Annotated in this window: 16 protein-coding genes; 2 read left to right on the top strand and 14 right to left on the bottom strand. The window is 54.5% G+C overall.

Annotated features, from left to right (window positions below):
- A partial coding sequence (locus L215_RS0105260) for an InlB B-repeat-containing protein (protein ID WP_027451456.1) occupies nucleotides 1–759 on the top strand: 759 nt, incomplete at its 5' end.
- A 988-nt stretch (nucleotides 760–1,747) separates the two neighbouring features.
- Here the strand turns inward: L215_RS0105260 and L215_RS0105255 are convergent.
- The 5 genes from L215_RS0105255 to L215_RS0105235 are packed head-to-tail and all read right to left on the bottom strand — an operon-like array spanning nucleotide 1,748 to nucleotide 7,136.
- On the bottom strand, nucleotides 1,748–3,532 hold the full coding sequence (locus L215_RS0105255; RefSeq protein WP_025882810.1) for a BatD family protein: 1,785 nt from the start codon (nucleotides 3,530–3,532) through the stop codon (nucleotides 1,748–1,750).
- Nucleotides 3,532–4,191, bottom strand: a complete 660-nt coding sequence (locus L215_RS0105250) for a tetratricopeptide repeat protein (RefSeq protein ID WP_244869672.1) — start codon at nucleotides 4,189–4,191, stop codon at nucleotides 3,532–3,534. The genes L215_RS0105255 and L215_RS0105250 overlap by 1 nt, the downstream gene beginning before the upstream one ends.
- A complete protein-coding gene (locus L215_RS0105245) occupies nucleotides 4,184–5,212 on the bottom strand; it encodes a VWA domain-containing protein (RefSeq protein WP_027451455.1) in 1,029 nt (342 codons plus the stop codon). Before L215_RS0105245 ends, L215_RS0105250 begins: the two co-directional genes overlap by 8 nt.
- Entirely contained in the window at nucleotides 5,209–6,189 is a 981-nt protein-coding gene (locus L215_RS0105240; RefSeq protein ID WP_025882812.1) for a vWA domain-containing protein, read from the bottom strand. Before L215_RS0105240 ends, L215_RS0105245 begins: the two co-directional genes overlap by 4 nt.
- Nucleotides 6,186–7,136: a PIN domain-containing protein gene (locus tag L215_RS0105235; RefSeq protein ID WP_025882813.1), complete on the bottom strand. Its 951-nt coding sequence runs from the start codon at nucleotides 7,134–7,136 to the stop codon at nucleotides 6,186–6,188. Before L215_RS0105235 ends, L215_RS0105240 begins: the two co-directional genes overlap by 4 nt.
- A 489-nt stretch (nucleotides 7,137–7,625) precedes the next feature.
- On the opposite strand from L215_RS0105235, the gene L215_RS0105230 reads away from it, so the two are divergent.
- Nucleotides 7,626–8,732 carry a Fic family protein gene (locus L215_RS0105230; RefSeq protein ID WP_202898753.1) on the top strand — a complete coding sequence of 369 codons (1,107 nt, stop codon included), beginning with the start codon at nucleotides 7,626–7,628 and terminating at the stop codon, nucleotides 8,730–8,732.
- Between the two features lie 28 nt (nucleotides 8,733–8,760).
- Here L215_RS0105230 and L215_RS0105225 read toward each other — a convergent pair whose 3' ends face one another.
- From L215_RS0105225 to mce, 9 genes are all read right to left on the bottom strand, one after another.
- Nucleotides 8,761–9,633, bottom strand: a complete 873-nt coding sequence (locus L215_RS0105225) for a DUF58 domain-containing protein (RefSeq protein WP_025882815.1) — start codon at nucleotides 9,631–9,633, stop codon at nucleotides 8,761–8,763.
- A 205-nt stretch (nucleotides 9,634–9,838) separates the two neighbouring features.
- Nucleotides 9,839–10,828 (bottom strand): AAA family ATPase, encoded by a 990-nt coding sequence (locus L215_RS0105220; RefSeq protein ID WP_027451454.1) that lies wholly within the window; start codon nucleotides 10,826–10,828, stop codon nucleotides 9,839–9,841.
- A gap of 260 nt (nucleotides 10,829–11,088) precedes the next feature.
- Nucleotides 11,089–11,613, bottom strand: a complete 525-nt coding sequence (tpx, locus tag L215_RS0105215) for a thiol peroxidase (RefSeq protein WP_025882816.1) — start codon at nucleotides 11,611–11,613, stop codon at nucleotides 11,089–11,091.
- Nucleotides 11,614–11,652: 39 nt separating this feature from the next.
- Nucleotides 11,653–12,126, bottom strand: a complete 474-nt coding sequence (locus L215_RS0105210; protein ID WP_025882817.1) for a thioredoxin family protein — start codon at nucleotides 12,124–12,126, stop codon at nucleotides 11,653–11,655.
- A 251-nt stretch (nucleotides 12,127–12,377) separates the two neighbouring features.
- Nucleotides 12,378–13,946: a hypothetical protein gene (locus L215_RS0105205; RefSeq protein ID WP_025882818.1), complete on the bottom strand. Its 1,569-nt coding sequence runs from the start codon at nucleotides 13,944–13,946 to the stop codon at nucleotides 12,378–12,380.
- Between the two features lie 179 nt (nucleotides 13,947–14,125).
- A complete protein-coding gene (locus tag L215_RS0105200; protein WP_025882819.1) occupies nucleotides 14,126–14,560 on the bottom strand; it encodes an acyl-CoA carboxylase biotin carboxyl carrier protein subunit in 435 nt (144 codons plus the stop codon).
- Nucleotides 14,561–14,625: 65 nt separating this feature from the next.
- Nucleotides 14,626–14,859 carry a hypothetical protein gene (locus tag L215_RS0105195; protein ID WP_025882820.1) on the bottom strand — a complete coding sequence of 78 codons (234 nt, stop codon included), beginning with the start codon at nucleotides 14,857–14,859 and terminating at the stop codon, nucleotides 14,626–14,628.
- Between the two features lie 12 nt (nucleotides 14,860–14,871).
- A complete protein-coding gene (locus L215_RS0105190) occupies nucleotides 14,872–16,425 on the bottom strand; it encodes an acyl-CoA carboxylase subunit beta (protein ID WP_027451453.1) in 1,554 nt (517 codons plus the stop codon).
- A gap of 33 nt (nucleotides 16,426–16,458) precedes the next feature.
- Entirely contained in the window at nucleotides 16,459–16,875 is a 417-nt protein-coding gene (gene mce / locus L215_RS0105185; protein WP_007366055.1) for a methylmalonyl-CoA epimerase, read from the bottom strand.
- Between the last annotated feature and the right edge of the window lie 128 nt (nucleotides 16,876–17,003).

Here is a 17,003-nt window from a genome sequence, read left to right as displayed (position 1 = left end):
ATCACAGCTACAAAGAAGATCGTTGTCAAGGACAACCTGACCGTCAAGGCAACCTTCGCTAAGAAGAGCTTCGCCGTCTCTCTAACTAAGGAGGGTGAGGGTATGATCACTGCTACGGGTGCAGATGATCTCAATGCTGTGGCTTATGGCACAGAGTTGACGATCAACGCTACACCTGCCGAGGGTTACGAACTTGTATCCATTACGGCTGGTGGTACGGATATCACAGCTTCTAAGAAGGTAGTCGTGACTGGCAACCTGACCGTCAAGGCAACCTTCGCTAAGAAGACGTTTGCAGTGACGTTGACCAGCAACGAGCATGGAGAGATCACGATCGTTGAGCCAGTAGACCTTGCTGCAGTGCCGTATGGTACGACTCTGACGGTTAAGGCTACAGGCAAGAATGCACAATGTGAGCTGACAGCTCTCACGGCTAACGGGGTAGATATCCTCGCTACAAAGAGCTTTGTGGTCAAGGGTGCGACGGAGGTCAAGGCGACGTTTGTGGATCACACGGGCGTGGAGACGACCGTCACGCAGCAGACCCAGCTCTACCCGAATCCAGCGACTGACTATGTCATCGTGGAGGGTGTGGCGCCTGCTAGCGAGGTGACGCTCCATAGCATGACTGGCGAGCGGCTCTATGCGGGTCGTGCGGATGATCGAGGCACGCTGCAGATTGACCTGACACCCTATGCGGACGGGGTTTACCTGGTCTGCGTAGCGGGCGAGACTTACCGAGTGGTGGTAAGACACTAGAATCAAAAAAGGGGCGAACGACAGTTCGCCCCTTTTTTGATTAGAGGTTAGAGATTAGAAGTTAGAAGCTAGAGGAGACAAGTAGCCCTGTGTAGGGACGCACGGTCGTGCGTCCGTCCCCGTTAAAACGGGACTGTAACCCACTGTTGGTAATACAACGGACACCGTAAGCTTTGACACAACGGACGCACAGATCGTGCGTCCCTACATTTCGCTACTCGTCTCGTACGTCCCTACAACCGTTACTCGTCCTGTGTATCTTTACGGAGAGCAGACGACCGCTTGCGGTCGGACGCATCGTAGCCCCCAGTCAGAGGGGCAAAGCCCCGAACGACTGCGGGGTCAGGAGTGTCACACGAGGCAAACGACCTCCCCGGTGTGGGAGGTCGGACTGGGACTGTAGCCGTCGTCTAGTCCGACCCGCGAGGGGTCGATCTCCTACCATGTCCGCCTATCCATCGGTCGTTCGAGGCTGTGCCCCTCCGACCGACGGCTACGAATCGTCGGACCTCTTGCGAGGTCCTTTTTGGAGACTGTTGCACAAAGGCGAATCGCTGTGTCGCTTTCGGGATTCGGCTTCGGTTACATACGGAGGTATGCTCCCTTCAGACCTCCCCCTCAGCACCTTGCGCTTCATCCTTTCTGCAAAGTCAAGACAATCTTGCAAGCAAGATTGTGAGACTGTTGACTTTTGAAACAGTCTCATATCGTTATTCGTTACATCGCTCTCTGTCTGCGAAGCGCTCGTATCGTGCTGAACTTGTTATAGATACGAGTTCCAAAAAATGTTCCCCTCTTGGAACTAAAAAGTTCCAAGGGAGGAACTCTTTAGTTCCAAGGGAGGAACTTTAAAGTTCCAGCGGAGGAACTTTTCGGTTCCAAGGGAGGAACCGTTGAGCCTGCCTGCAGAGAGGACAGAGACAAAAGAAGCCCCCTCATCGCTAGACGAGGGGGCTTGGTTAATTTATAGGGCTTCGGTGCGAAGCTATCACGACTGTGAGATGAGCTGCTCTAGCTGGTCTACCCAGCGGGGCAGACTGTCGCCATCTTGTAGGGGTGCATAGCGTGTGAGCTCGACCTCTGAGAGGAGGGTGAGCCAGGCGTTGACCTCTGCGTCTGCTACGCCTTGTTGCTTGAGTGCACTCGCTAGTTGCTGTCGCGTGAGACTGGAGGTAGTGAGTGCGTAGCGATCTTGTAGATACTGCGTTATGGTCGCATAGAGTCGGGTTGTAGCCTCGGACTGCTGCCCCGCCTTGACGAGCTGACGTATCCCTTGGATCTGCTGCTCTGCCATGGGCGCAGAGCGCTTCTTGTGATAAGCAACATGGTCGGCGCGCAGGCGCTGACCGCTATGTATGATCCAGTAAGCGACCCCACCAGCGATGATAAGTAGCAGGTAAAGAAGCCAGTAAGCCCATCCAGCACGGCTCCAGGGCTGCCACCCGCTAATCGGAGCTGGTGCCTCGTAGGGGTAGGGGGCATATTGCTGTGAGTTGGTGCCTGCCTCTCCAGCTTTACCCACTTGTGGCACATCGTTGGAGCCTTGCGCGACCTCAATACGGATAGGCGCTGTGGTGGCGGTGCGGTAGCTACTCGTAGCTGGATCAAAGTAGGGGAGACTAACGGCTGGTAGCGTCTGCTGTCCCGTAGCATGCGGTATGATGGTGTATTCGTAGGTGCGGTGCACCTCCGTATTGCCGTTGCGCACCTCTTGGTCGTCACGGATGAGCTGCGGCTCGTACACTTCAAATTTATCGGACAAGCCTAGCTCTGGAGCTAAGAGTAGGGAGACATTGCCCCGCCCAGTGATGTCTAGTCGATAGGTCATGGCGCGGCCCGTCTCGTAGGTCGGATCGGGTGCGGAGAGAGTGCCTTGGACCTGGTAGGAGCCGACCAACTGATCGTACCCCTCGGGAGCACCCTCGGGGAGTGGTCGTACGGTCAACTTCAAGGGTTGCGAGCGCAACTTCTTATGAGCCGTTGCGACAGCTTTATTGGCAAAAAGGTCCTCTTCGTTGTCCACATTCCGATTCACCGCCACTTGAAATTCATACTCAAAGGAGGGGATGATCAGCTCACCACTGCGCTGCGGGTAAGCGAGGATTTGCCAGATGAGCGCCTTGTACATGAGCCTGCCACTGACCCGCTCGGTGCCCCAGGTGGTGCGCTGTATCGGTATCTCCTTGGTGACGAAGTCGGTCACCTCGGGGGGCTTGCGATCTACGCCCGCGAGGTTGCCATAGCGGGAGTAAAGGTAGAGCGATACGAGGACTGGCTGCTGCGTGTAGACCGACTGCGAGGAAACGACGGCACGCATATACATATCTCGGTCCGCTATCCGTAGCGACTCGCCCGAGGCGAGTGACTGCTGTGACAGACCCTGAGCCCTGACGACTTGTACGCGCTTGGGTAGTGCCCTGAGGCTCCGCTGCCCGACACGTAGCTGAGCTGCGCTGATGGCGTAGGTGCCCGCCTTGTTCGCTTGCAGGGTATAGGTGATGGTGGTGTACTCTTTGGAGGCGCCTCCACGCATCTCATGTAGCACGTTGAGCTGCGGACCGTAGAGGACCTTCAGCTCGGAGGCAATCTGCGGAGCGGTAAAAGCGCCCAGCTCGTGCGCTCCGGCAGCACGATAAACTAACCGAAAGGTCTCGCCCTCGGCGACCTGCGGAGGAACGATCACTGTGAGCTGTGCTAAGCCCGCGAAGGCGACGGCACAGAGCCATGTGAGCGTCAGAAGGGTGCGTTGTATCGAAGTGCGTAGGCGTAGCATTACCAGTTCTTCTTGTTCTGATTCTGTTGCTGTGGCTGGCGCTGATTGATGCGCTGGCGTGTGTGCTGCTCTTGCTGGCGGAGCGCATCGAGGAGACGGTCAGCCTGTGACTTGTCTAGGTCGGGCTTCTTGCCTTGCGGCTGCTCGTTGGGCTTCTGCTCGTTGGGCTTCTGCGACGGATCGGATTGTGACCCTCCGCCACCGTCTCCACCGCCACCTTGCTGTGGGGGCTGCTTGTTGAGCTTGATCGCTAGGGCTAAGTTGTAGCGTGTCTCATCGTCGGTAGGGTTTCTGCGGAGCGACTCTTTGTAAGCCTCGATCGCTTTGTCATACTGTTGGGTATCCATACAGCGGTTGCCTAGGTTGTGCCATGCTAAGGCCTGCAAGCGTGGATCTGCCTTGCTGTCGCTCACTATACGCTGCCACATCTGCACGGCAGCAAGCGTGTCGCCTGACATATAGAGTGCGTCGCCTAGACCAAGTCGGGCTGGAGCGTAGACCGAGTCACGAGCTACAGACGAGAGGTAAGCCTTACGTGCTGACGTGTAGTTGCCCCGCTGGTAGCTCTTGTTGCCCCGCCGTGCGTCCAGTCGTACGGTCTGCCCGACGAGTGTCAGGCTAGAGAGCAAGAGTAAGACAATGTATAAAGACTTACGCATCATGATGACCAAAGATTTGAATACGACTGAAGAGGCGACTCTTGCGACGCATGATCCCGTTGGCGAGCAGGAGCAAGATAAGCGCTGCTAGCGTGGGTAGCGCATAGAGCTCCTCGATCTGATCTCCCTCGCCACTCAGATTGGCTTGGGGCAAGGTGCGGAGCTGGTTGACCAACTGGTTGCTAATGGCTCGGGGGCTGCTGCCGACGAAGCTCTGCCCGCCCGTGGCGTTGGCTATCTCTGCCGTGATCTCAGGATTAGGCTTCGAGAGTACAGGCACGCCGAGCGAGTCGGTGAGGAGCGTTTCGCCAAAGGGTATGGTGGCTCCCTCGGGGAGTCCGATGGTTACGACGTAAGCTTTGACGTCCTGCTCCTTGAGTCGATCGATACCTTCCTCTAGGTTGCCTTCGTGGTCCTCGCCATCGGTCAGGATGATGACCGCTTTGCCAGCTCGTGAAGGAGCGGAGAGCGCCTGGGCGGAGCGTTCGAGCGCTTGTCCTAGATTGGTGCCTTGGTTGGAGACCATGCCCGGCTGTATGTCTGCGAGAAAGGTCTGAGCCGTCGGCAAGTCGGGCGTGAGTGGCAGACGTATGTAAGCGCCTCCGGCGAAGACGACCATAGCGATCCGCGAGCCCGCCAACTGCTGCATCGTATGGGTCACAATCTGCTTGGCAAAGCCGATACGGTCGGGCTTGACGTCACGTGCTGCCATCGAGTTGGAGACGTCTATACAAAAGGCGAGGTCCACACCGATCGTCTGCTGTGACGAGACGGGCGCATGGGTGTAGAGTTGCGGACGAGCCAGTGCCACGATGAGCAGAGCGATGGCGATAAGCTTGAGCGAGGCGCGCCACCAGTCGCGCTTGACTGAGCGGTCGGGCATGATCTGCCGTAGCATCTGAGGCGTGGCGAAGCGTAGCTGCTGCTTGCGCCGCCGTCTCTGATCGACGATCATAACGAGTAGCAGGAGCGGCACGAGTAGCAGGAGCCACAGCAGGAGGGGATAGGCAAACTGTATCATGGGTTAGCTCGCAGCAAGGTGTTTCGTAATAAGAAGGCGGCGCCAAGGAGCACGATAGCGAGCAAGGCAAAGAGCATATAGCGCTCTTCGTAAGCGCTTACCGAGCGAGAGGTCAGTCGAGACTTCTCGAGTGAGTCGATCTCCTTATAGATCTCGTGTAGCTTCGTCTCGTCGGTCGCACGATAGTACTTCCCGCCCGTCTGCTGGGCGATGTGTCGTAGTGTACCTTCGTCAATCTGTACATCAGCCTCCACATATTCGATGCCAGAAGCGGTCTGCACGGGGAACTTGGCGACGCCATTGGTTCCAGCCGCCACGGTGTAGATACGTATGCCGTACTGCTGCGCTAGCTCAGCGGCCATCGAGGGGGTTATGTCGCCCGCATTGTTTGACCCGTCGGTCAGGAGGATGATCACTTTGCTCTTATTGTCGCTACCGCGGAGCGTATTGATAGCGGTCGCTAGCCCTAGTCCGATGGCGGTACCGTCCTCCAGCTGTCCTATCCCCGTGGCCTCGAGCATCTGCAGGATCACTTCGTGGTCCACCGTCAGCGGACAGAGCGTAAAGCTCTCCCCGGCGAAGACCACCAGACCAATGTTATCATTCGGACGAGCAGCGATCATCTCGCTCGCCACAGTGCGCGCCGCCTCAAAGCGGTTCGGCTTTAAGTCTAGCGCCTGCATACTGCCACTGAGGTCCATGGCGAGGACAAGGTCGATGCCTTGTATCGATCGCTCCTCCCAGTGGTTGGAGTCTTGCGGGCGAGCCAGTGCCACGATCATTGCCGCCAGCGCTAGGAGCTCTAGGGCAAAAGGCAAAGCCCGCAGATAGCTTCGCCAACCGCTTCCTTTAGGCAAAAGGCGGTACGCCGAGAGCGAAAGCTTTGCTTGGTGACGCTTGTTGTAGCGAATGTAGAGCAGCACCAGTATCGGTAGGAGCAGGAGCGCCCAGAGCCACTCAGGATGAACCCATATCATAGCGACTTATCCTCCTTTCTGCTAGCTAGTTGATGCACTACCTCGTAGATGGTGGTCGCGTCTTCGTCTTGCCAGGCGTGCTCCGCCCAGGTGTCGGCAAAGCGCACCCACTCCGAGTGGATTACCCACTGCGCTAGCGCATTCGGAGCTACATCGTAGGGAGCCTTTTGGAGTAGCTGAGCTAGTTCGCGAGCGGTCAATTCGTCTATCTCCAAGCCTAAGCCTTCTGTCAGATAGCTTCGCAAGGCGGTGATCAAGCCATCGTAATAAGCTATCTGCTCCTCTTGCTGGTCAAAGGGTAACGCACGCAGCGTGGCAAGCGTTTGGTCGAAAGTCTCCAAAGCGGTCAACGGGACCACGACCACCTCTGGCTCGGGTCGTGTGCGCCTGTAGTGTCGGTACCACAAGATGAAGAGCACCACTGCGGCGATGCCCAGCACCACCCACGTAATTGGGCTCATAAGGACGAGGAGGATGTACTCCCACCAGCGTAGCGAGACTGAAACAGGGGCTTTGATCGGGTTGTACTTGAGCGGCTGTGTCGTGTCCACCTCGGGCATCGTCACCTTGAGGTAAAGGGGCTTGGAGAAGTAGCTCTTACCGCCTACTGTCAAGCCAAAAGCGGGTAGCTCCGCCATCCCTTCGGCAAACGAGGTGATGGTCATCAGCGCGTTCAGCTGTACCTCGCTCCCTTGGAGCGGTATGGTGTCTAGCACCTCGAAGGCGATCATCTCCGCCTGTCCCATCTGCTGTTCCTCAGGAATGACGAGGAGCGTGTTGTCCAGATCGTTCGTGCGGATAGTCATCTTGATCTGGGCATACTCGCCGATCTGAATCGTCGAGGGCGTCAGCTCCGTCGTGATCGCAATATCCTGCGCCGCTGCGAAGCTCCATAGACCTCCGCCGCCACAGATCAGTAGTATATATAGTAGTAGACGATATCGCATAGGTTAGACTCAAGCATCTAGACTGGCACTCGATGACTATGTGCTTCTAGACCGTACAACGCCACAAAAGTACCGATAATTCACGAATAGGAGGTAAATAAGCAGGGCTGACGCATTGTAAAAATGAGCTTGTCTGATTCCCTAGGCGGAAATTCAATTCTTCGGGAGGAGGAATCAGAGAAGACCGGTAGCCACTGAGTAGTGATGCTCGAACTGCGTATCCCTGGTTATCGTCATGTGCAACTTCTAGACGTCTGGTTATAATGCGTCAGCCCTGGGTAAATAAACCCTGAAAGTCTCACTGAGATGAAAGATCCTTATCGTGATAGTATGCGAGATGTTTGTTTAAGTGCTGTTCTTATATCTTGCTGATAGCTAAGCACTATTGCGTATTATGTGCTAGATGTGTATCTTTGCAGATGATAGATGTTTGTTATGAGTGAGAGAGAAGATAAACTTCGGCTATTTGAGCCGAAATTTGATAGTGAGTTGCTGACGTTAATCTTGGAGCTGGAGCATTTGCGCCAGCTACAGATATCCTCAACGACTCACCCGATTGTATTCTTGCAACTCAAGAGGCTCTTTCACGTGCTGGAGAGTGTTGGATCAGCAAGGATTGAAGGTAATAATACGACAGTTGCTGCGTATCTGGAGATGCAGCCTGACGGGGGCCATACACAGCGGGAGGCAGAGGACTTCAAGGAGATAAAGAATATTGAAGAGGCTCTACTCTTTATCGAGGAGCACTGTGCGTCTAGACCTATTGACGAGGTGCTAATACGAGAGCTGCATGCGATGGTCGTTCGGGGCTTGTCTTCTGGTGCTGGAGGCGAGGGGGATAGTCATGCAGGTGCGTACAGAGAGCACTCTGTGCGTATCAGTGGCTCCTCTCACACGCCTCCAGAGGCGTATCGTGTCCCTTACTTGATGGCAGACTTGATGGCGTTTGTCAATCGCAGGGATAGTCTTCAGTTTGACCTGATCAAGATAGCACAGGCACACCATCGGTTTGTATGGATACACCCCTTTGGTAATGGAAATGGGCGTACCGTGCGCCTGTTTACTTATGTAATGCTCTTACGAGCAGGATTTCGAGTTGACATAGCAGGAAGGATTATCAACCCCACTGCTATCTTTTGCACCAACAGAGACCAATACTACCACTACCTAAGCGAAGCTGACAAGGGAACCTACGAAGGCATCGAAGGGTGGTGTACCTATGTCTTGTCGGGACTGCGCAACGAATTGCAAAAAGTGAATCGACTGAGTGATTACGAGTATCTGCAGGACAAGATCTTACGACCAGCCATCGAAGATGCTTGGGCTAGCGGGCGAATAGACAGGGATACGGCAGAGGTTTTGTCCGTCGTTGCTAGAAAGCAGGTGGTTATGAATAAGGACTTGAAGGAGGTCTTCCAAGGTAAATCTCCAAGTACCATCTCTAGAAAGATTAGAGAGCTAATGGATAATGCACTCGTAACTCCTGAGGAGGAAAATGGGCGTAAGTATGTGCTCTCGCTGGCCAATCGGCTCTTAATGCCGTCTGTCACCAAGATGCTTGCGACTGAAGGCTTTTTGCCAGAAACAGAGCTCTAAGCTTAGGATATTTCTTATTCTCTCTTCGTTAGATGCGCTTGCGGAAGAGCTGTGAGAGGACGGGGATGATGTCTTCGCCAGTCTCGGCGATGGCGTGGTCGATGCCTGACTCACGCATTAGTCGCTCCCACTCGGTGGCAAAGGTCGTATAGTTGGTCGCGTACTGCTCACGAAGGCGTGCCGACGAGGTGTCTACGTAGCGACTCGCTCCCGTCTCTAGGTCACGTACGAGTGTCAAGCCCATAGCCGAGAGGTCGTAGTCACGTCTGTCCACGACGCGTATCGCCAGCAGGTCATGTCTGCGTGCCGTGCGCTGGATCAGAGCTCGCTCCGCAGTGGTCGGCTCGTCGGTGATAAAGTCGCTCACGATGAAGGCTGAGCAACGCTTCTTGACCACTCGCGAGAGCATCTCTAGGCTAGAAGAAATCTGCGTAGAGTGACGCTCAGGGCGGTAGGTCAGGATCTCGCGAATGAGCTGTAGCACATGCTTGCGGCCCTGTCCTGCGGGGATGTAGCGCTCCACACGATCGGTGTAGAGCATCAGCCCGACACGGTCGTTGTTGTGTATGCAGGCGAAGGCGATCGTTGCGGCAATCGTTGCGACCAGATCACGCTTCGTCTCACTCGTAGAGCCAAAGTCTAGACTGTGGGAGACGTCCACGAGGAGCATGATAGTCAGTTCGCGCTCCTCCTCAAAGACCTTGACGTGTGGCTGCGCATAGCGTGCCGTCACGTTCCAGTCAATGTCTCGCACATCATCTCCTATGTAGTACTCACGCACCTCGCTAAAAGCCATCCCTCGGCCCTTAAAGGCGGAGCGGTACTGCCCAGCCAAGATGTTTTGGCTGAGGCCCCGAGCTTTGATTTCGATGCGCCTGACCTTGCGCAAGAGATCTTGCATGAGACTTTAGACTTTAGAGGTTAGACTTTAGAGGTTAGGAGTTAGAGATTAGACCTTAGAGGTTAGAAGTTAGAGATTAGACCTTAGAGATTAGACCTTAGAGGTTAGACATTAGAGATTAGGAGCTAGATGTCCGATCATTCCGATGGCTCCGATACCTCCGATACTTTTAGCCAACAGCCAACAGCCAACAGCCAACAGCCAATTAAGGTACCGGCACCACGTTGATGATCTCGTCGATCGCTTTGTCGGCACTCATGCCGATGGCATCGGCCTCGTAGCTCATGCCGAGACGATGACGTAGCACGTCGTGGCATACGGCACGCACATCCTCAGGGATCACATAGGCTCTCTGAGCGATGAAGGCGTATGCCCGTGCAGCAGCTGCCAGCGAGATCGACGCACGTGGCGAAGCGCCATAAGCGATCATCCCTTGTAGCGCTGGGACGCTCTCCGTCTGTCGTGTTGCCATCACCAAGTCTACGATGTAGCGGAGGATCTTCTCGTCCAGATAAACCTGCTGTACCGCTTCACGAGCTGCTAAGATCTGCTGAGCAGTCGTCACAGGCTTTACCGTGGGTAGCTGGCTAGCCAGATTCATCTCAATGATCTTCATTTCCTCCTCATGCGAGGGGTAGTCCAGCACCACCTTGAGGAGGAAGCGGTCTACCTGCGCCTCGGGCAGTCGGTAGGTACCCTCCTGCTCAATGGGGTTTTGCGTTGCCATCACTAGGAAAGGCGAGGGGAGCGGATAGGTCTCCTCACCGAGCGTCACCTGTCGCTCCTGCATCGCCTCGAGGAGCGCACTCTGCACCTTGGCTGGAGCACGGTTGATCTCATCAGCGAGGACAAAGTGAGCGAAGATAGGTCCCTTCTTGACCGAAAAAGACTCGCTGCGCTGACTGTAGATCAGCGTACCGATGAGGTCGGCCGGAAGTAGGTCGGGGGTAAACTGTATGCGGCTATAGTCTGCATCAATGAGCTTAGCGAGCGTCGTGATAGCGAGCGTCTTAGCGAGCCCCGGCACACCCTCGAGGAGGATATGTCCATCGGCTAGTAAGCCGATCAAGAGCGACTCCACAAGATGCTCCTGCCCGATGATCGTGGTGTGCATGCCCTCCTGTAGCTGGCGTATGAAGCCACTCTGCTGGGTGATGTATGCTTGACGATTCTCTAGATCTGATACCTGCGTCATAGTTTTCTTCTAGCTTAGATGCTACAAAAGTAACGATAATCTCCGAATGGACGCTCTTCCCGCCTCCCAACCTCAGTGATTTAGCCCTCTCGACAATTCTTTTCTGATACCCGTTTGCTAGCAGGAGCGCTAAGTAGAGACCGTAAAAAACGAGAGCGACACCATGCTCCATAGCGTAATGCTAGAAACGTGGTGCCGCTGTCGTGTGTGGGGAGACGGGAAGCTATGCAGCCGTTGTCTCCCTCTGTGTGGATGTGCGCTTACTTCAGCGCTGCGATAGCCTTGTCGTAGTTAGGCTCCTGGGTGATCTCGGGCACTAGCTCCTCGTAGATGACCTTGCCCTCAGCATCGATGACGATGACGCAACGAGCCTGTAGCCCTGCGAGAGGTCCGTCCTGCATCATCAGCCCGTAGCCCTTGCAGAAAGCAGGCTCTGAAGAGGGAACCGTGCAGCAACGGAAGGCAGAGAGCGTCTCGACATTGTCCAGACCCTCAGCGCCGCAGAAGCGTGCCTGTGCGAAGGGTAGGTCCTGAGAGATGCAGAGGACGACGGTGTTGTCGAGCTTAGCAGCCTCAGCGTTGAAGCGACGTACAGATGCTGCGCAGACACCGGTGTCGATGCTGGGGAAGATGTTGAGGACGACGCGCTTGCCACGATAGTCTGAGAGCTTAGCTGTGGAGAGGTCCTTGCGGACTAGCTCGAAGTTGGGAGCCATCGTACCTACCTTAGGTTGCTCACCAGAGAGTTTGACTGTGATCTTATCTTGAAATTTTACTGTAGACATACTGTTTGTTTGGTTTATAGTTACTGTGTATTAAGTGTTTTACTGATTATTCGTCTTGACGCCTATCTTGCCGAGGAGTCCCTCAATGTGATCCATGGGAATGTCTCCGAGGCTCTTGTAAGGCAGGTCATCGAGTGGCACGAAGAGTACCATCGGGATGCTCTGTACACCAAAGAGTGAGGCCAGCTGCGGGTTCTCGTCCACATTGACCTTGTAGACGACGAGCTGGTCAGCGTATCGGTCGGCAACCTCTTGTAGCTTGGGAGCTAGCTGGCGGCAGGGACGGCACCAGTCGGCGTAAAAGTCGATGATGGCCGGCTTGTCCCCCTTATAGACGAAGGTGTCGGGATGCGCCTCAAAGTCGTAGATATGCTCGCGCATATAGTTGGCATTGATGTGCTGGATCTCGGCCTTAGGCGTCTCTTTCTTGCTCTGAGCTGTGCAGGCGACACTGAGCGTGAGGAGCGCAGTCATGAGCAGGAGAGACTTCTGTATGAATTGTATTGGTTTCATCTATTATACTCGTTAAAATCGCCCTCTAAGATAGGGAAAACTTGCGACACCGCCAAAAGTGCACATCAAGAGAAAGGCTAGTGACGCCATCGGATCGGGCCAAAACAACGAAATAAAAGCGCGAAATCGGGCCAGCGTGGCCCGATTTTGCGCAAAAAGGGAGGCTTCTTGTCCCGATAGACAGAAAGCCAGCTCTCCGACGCTCATGGGTCGAGGAGCTGGCTCTGTGTAAATACTCTGTCTCTATAAGACTAGAATGTTATTACAGGAGTCTTTGTGTAGACACCCATAGCATTAGGCATTGGCTTTGAAACTAGGCTGTACTCAAAGTAGATGCCTAGCTGAGCGTTGTAGTACTGGTAATATTCAGACGTCATACGAGGATCGTCGATCTTCTCCTTCCCCTTGTAAGTAAAGCCGTTCTTCGTCATAAAGTCCTTGATAAGGGCATTGTCACCTGCAATCTTGGCCTTCACCCAGTCTGGAGAGAAAACGTAAGAAATCTGCTCTATAGCCGAACCACTCTTTGACTCGTAGGCGTAGTTTAGCGTACGAGGCTTGTTGCGATCAGCAGGAGGAAGGTAAACTGGCATGTTCACCTTAATGGCATCGTGCTTATATCCTTTAATTGAATCGGCAGCGATAAACTCAACGTAGAAGTTGGGGTGTAACTCTTTCTCACGGGCGATGATGGGACTGTCCTTGCTGATCTCCTGACCGAAGACATCTAGCAGTGGCAGGTAGAGCGCCTGGAAAGTGGGATCAACAGGTTTCGGATCCTTGTGATAAAGGTCGGGAGCGTCTTCAAATGAGATGATGGCTCCAGGTCTCTGGTCGGAGAGGCGAAGACGTACGGCGAGGGACTTGTTGACAAACTTCTGTGCATAGATTTGGAATGCTCCCTCGTAGGTAAAGCCGTTGAGCTCGAAGTAAGAGCGTAGCTCAGGCTGTCTGTACATAGACATTGAGAAGCGATCGGTGCGGACTATAGGTCCAGACTTGCTCTCGTCATTGGGATTGATGTCGTAGCGAACATAGGTGAAGTTCACCTTGCTGGGTTCTATCGCCTGGTAGATGACACTGGTCGCTGTCTTCTTGGTCTGCTTGCGTAGCCCGAGCTTCTTCTCATAAGCATCGATCTCCTCAAAGGTGTAGGCACTCATCTTGGTCTCCTTCTTGAGATAGGGGAAGTCCTTGATCTGTAGGATGCCTGCGAGCTGGGCAGGATCGCCTGCGGACTTGTATGCGATAGCCCAGGAGCTATCGTTGACCTTAGAGAAAACGAGCAGGTAAGTGCCGTTGGAGTAAGCGATGCCCTTAGCTTCGGGGACCTTCTGATAGCCTGCGTCGAAGAGCAGGATCTCCATGTTGTCATTGATGTCGTCTCCGTCGGCAACTAGATGCGCTGCAATCTGTATGGAAGAGGTCTCGAGGCGAGAGTTCTTGGGGTTGATGATATACATACGTGTGGGCTGCTGTCCCTTGGGGTCGCCCGTCTTGTAGCGAAGGACCTTCTTGCCATTCTTATCCACGGAGCCTTCGAAGGTCGCACCCTTGCTGTGCTCGAAGGCTTGAACAGCCTTCTCGCCACCAAGCCAATCGACGCAGGGGAAGGGGATGGCTGTGAGCTTGCCATTGTCATCTAGCTCGAGGATAGACTGGAAGGGCTGTGGCCCTGGATTAGGCTTAGTACCGGTGGTGTCCACGCCTGTCGTGTCGGGTCCAGGGTTGGGCTCTTGTTTGGGGTTGCAACTACTCATTGCAAGGGTCATGCAGATGACTGCGGTGAGTGCTGCAAGGATACGTTGTAAGTTTTTCATAATGATAAGTCTATGTGTAGTGAATTACGAGTAATGCAAACGAGCTGGGGATAAGCTGTGGACAACCAGCAGAAGACGAAGTAAGAGGTAGCGGAGCCGTGCCACTAGGTCTTACTGGGCTCTGTTGCTATCCACTACTTAATCCCAGCTCGCTCTATAGTTGGTCGTCAGGACTCCCCTTATCCGATGATGAGGATGTCTGTACCCTCTAGGATGGAGTCTCCAGCCTTGACCTTGATCTCGGTGATGGTGCCGTCACACTCTGCGTTGATGCCGTTCTCCATCTTCATAGCCTCGAGTACAGCGACCTGCTGTCCGCGCTTGACCTGCTGACCGACCTGTACGTCTACTGATATGATGACGCCAGGTAGGGGAGCCTTGACCGCTTTGCCCTTGCCTGAGGAGGCTGGAGCCGCAGCGGGTGCGGGTGCTGCAGTAGCAGCGGGTGCTGACTTAGGAGCAGACTTGGCGACCTTGGGGGTCTCCTTCTTCTCCTGTATGATCTCGACGCTGTATGGGGTGCCGTTGACCTCTAGCTGAGCTTGGTCACCCTCGATCTTGTCTATCTTGACGGCGTACTCTTTGCCATCGATCTTATACTTATATTCTTTCATAAGGGATTTGATATGGGTGCTTAGTAGTCTAGCGAGCTAGCCTGCTAAGGTACTGCCGTTTAGGATTAGATATAATACTGCTTCTGTGGTGTGACACGCATGTTCTGTAGCTTGAGCGACCAGGGGTCGAACTCCTTGTGCCGTATCGTCAGGCGGTAGGACTCCTCGTCGTGAGGGGAGCCCAGAGCCTGCGCTAAGGCGAGCGCTATAGCAACCTCTTCGGGAGAGGGCGCTGGCGCTGCTTTTTTAGCTCTCTTGGCGGGTGCCTTCTTACCCTTTTCTATCTTCTTGGTAGCCATCGGTAGGAGGGATTAGAGAGGTACGTTGTCATGCTTCTTAGCGGGGAGCGTCTGGCGCTTCGTGCGTAGCTGCTGTAGCGCACGGACGATGCGGAAGCGAGTGTTCCTCGGCTCGATGACGTCATCGATGTAACCGTAGGAAGCAGCATTGTATGGATTGGCAAAAGCATCACGATACTCTTGCTCTTTCTCCAAAGCTGTCTTGGCGGGATCGTCGCTCGCCTTGACCTCCTTGGCAAAGACTACCTCGACAGCTCCTGACGGACCCATGACGGCGATCTCGGCAGAGGGCCAAGCGTAGTTGATATCTGCGCGAAGGTGCTTAGAGCCCATCACGATGTAGGCACCACCGTATGCCTTGCGTAGGACAACCGTGATCTTAGGCACGGTAGCCTCGCCGTAAGCGTAGAGAAGCTTAGCACCGTGTGTGATGACGGCGTTGTACTCCTGACCAGTACCTGGGAGGAAGCCCGGCACGTCGACGAGTGTGACGATGGGGATGTTGAATGAGTCGCAGAAGCGTACGAAGCGTGCTGCCTTGCGAGAGGAGTTGCAGTCGAGGCTACCAGCCATTACCTTGGGCTGGTTGGCTACGATACCGACGCTCTGCCCGTTGAAGCGTGCGAAGCCGACTATGATGTTGCGTGCGTAGTCACGATGTACCTCGAGGAACTCGCCATGGTCCACGATAGCTCCGATCACTTCGTACATATCGTAAGCACGGTTTGGCGAGTCGGGGATGATCTCGTTAAGCAGGTCCTCACAGCGGTCTGCGGGATCGTCGCAAGCGACGAAGGGTGGCTCCTCCATGTTGTTTTGTGGCAGGAAGGAGAGCAGCTGACGGATGAGCTGAAGGCCAGCCTCGTCGTTGTCTACGGCGAAGTGTGCCACGCCACTCTTAGAAGCGTGTACGTCTGCACCGCCTAGCTCCTCCTGTGTGACGTCCTCGCCAGTGACCGTCTTGACCACCTTAGGACCCGTGAGGAACATGTAGCTGGAGTTGCGTACCATAATGTTGAAGTCGGTCAGTGCAGGCGAGTAGACAGCGCCACCAGCGCAAGGACCGAAGATACCAGAGATCTGAGGTATGACGCCCGAAGCAAGGATGTTGCGCTCGAAGATCTCGCCGTAACCACAGAGCGCATTGACCGCCTCTTGGATACGCGCACCACCTGAGTCGTTGAGACCGATACAGGGAGCGCCCATAGTCATGGCTAGGTCCATGACCTTGCAGATCTTAGCAGCGAGCATCTCACCGAGTGCGCCACCGATGACGGTAAAGTCCTGAGCGAAGACGTAGACGAGACGTCCGTCGATGGTACCACTACCTACGACGACACCGTCCCCGAGGAACTTCTTCTTCTCCATGCCAAAGTTCGTGCAGCGGTGCTGGACGAACATGTCTATCTCCTCAAAGGAACCCTCATCGAGGAGCATAGCGATACGCTCACGAGCTGTGTACTTGCCCTTAGCGTGTTGCTTCTCAATGCGCTCCTCGCCTCCTCCGAGACGAGCCTCCTCACGCTTGGCAAGGAGTTGCTTTATCTTCTCTTGTTGTACACTCATTATTCTATGTAGCGTTTGTTTGATTGGACGATATTACTTAGCGACATCCTTGCAGTCGCAGATCTCTAGGAGTATGCCGTGTGCACTCTTGGGGTGAACGAAGGCAATGTTGAGACCCTCAGCACCCTTGCGAGGCTTCTCATCAATGAGGCGTATGCCCTTGCCCTTGAGCTCCTCGAGGGCTGGTGCCACATCGTCTGATGATAGTGCTAGGTGGTGGATACCCTCGCCACGCTTCTCGATAAACTTTGCAATAGGGCTCTCATCGCTTGTGGGCTCTAGGAGCTCCAGCTTGACCTCGCCTATCTTGAGGAATGCGGTACGCACCTTCTGGTCAGCGACCTCCTCAATGTTGTAGCAGGTTAGTCCGAGGACTCCCTCAAAGAAGGGTAGTGCCTCCTCTATGCTCTTGACTGCTATCCCAAGATGCTCAATGTGTGACAGATTCATACGCTATACTGTTTTTTGATTTATGTGTCTATTCAAAGGGGGGCGGACATGCGCCCACCCTATGGGGTCAATCTCTTTGGAGATCAACACCCGACTGCAAATATAATAATAATCGCTCACGTAGCGAA

The organism is Porphyromonas uenonis DSM 23387 = JCM 13868, assembly GCF_000482365.1.
Taxonomy (GTDB): domain Bacteria; phylum Bacteroidota; class Bacteroidia; order Bacteroidales; family Porphyromonadaceae; genus Porphyromonas; species Porphyromonas uenonis.
Note: the sequence above shows the minus strand (reverse complement) of the source record. Positions and strands in the feature narration are given on the sequence as shown.

What these genes read in the sequence shown, in the direction of transcription:
- L215_RS0105240 (WP_025882812.1), bottom strand. Translation starts at nt 6,189, where the DNA reads ATGATATGGGTTCATCCTGAGTGGCTCTGGGCGCTCCTGCTCCTACCG.
- L215_RS0105200 (WP_025882819.1), bottom strand. Translation starts at nt 14,560, where the DNA reads ATGAAAGAATATAAGTATAAGATCGATGGCAAAGAGTACGCCGTCAAG.
- L215_RS0105220 (WP_027451454.1), bottom strand. Translation starts at nt 10,828, where the DNA reads ATGACGCAGGTATCAGATCTAGAGAATCGTCAAGCATACATCACCCAG.
- L215_RS0105235 (WP_025882813.1), bottom strand. Translation starts at nt 7,136, where the DNA reads ATGCGATATCGTCTACTACTATATATACTACTGATCTGTGGCGGCGGA.
- L215_RS0105250 (WP_244869672.1), bottom strand. Translation starts at nt 4,191, where the DNA reads ATGCGTAAGTCTTTATACATTGTCTTACTCTTGCTCTCTAGCCTGACA.
- L215_RS0105190 (WP_027451453.1), bottom strand. Translation starts at nt 16,425, where the DNA reads ATGAGTGTACAACAAGAGAAGATAAAGCAACTCCTTGCCAAGCGTGAG.
- L215_RS0105195 (WP_025882820.1), bottom strand. Translation starts at nt 14,859, where the DNA reads ATGGCTACCAAGAAGATAGAAAAGGGTAAGAAGGCACCCGCCAAGAGA.
- L215_RS0105245 (WP_027451455.1), bottom strand. Translation starts at nt 5,212, where the DNA reads ATGATACAGTTTGCCTATCCCCTCCTGCTGTGGCTCCTGCTACTCGTG.
- L215_RS0105205 (WP_025882818.1), bottom strand. Translation starts at nt 13,946, where the DNA reads ATGAAAAACTTACAACGTATCCTTGCAGCACTCACCGCAGTCATCTGC.
- mce (WP_007366055.1), bottom strand. Translation starts at nt 16,875, where the DNA reads ATGAATCTGTCACACATTGAGCATCTTGGGATAGCAGTCAAGAGCATA.
- L215_RS0105225 (WP_025882815.1), bottom strand. Translation starts at nt 9,633, where the DNA reads ATGCAAGATCTCTTGCGCAAGGTCAGGCGCATCGAAATCAAAGCTCGG.
- tpx (WP_025882816.1), bottom strand. Translation starts at nt 11,613, where the DNA reads ATGTCTACAGTAAAATTTCAAGATAAGATCACAGTCAAACTCTCTGGT.
- L215_RS0105255 (WP_025882810.1), bottom strand. Translation starts at nt 3,532, where the DNA reads ATGCTACGCCTACGCACTTCGATACAACGCACCCTTCTGACGCTCACA.
- L215_RS0105210 (WP_025882817.1), bottom strand. Translation starts at nt 12,126, where the DNA reads ATGAAACCAATACAATTCATACAGAAGTCTCTCCTGCTCATGACTGCG.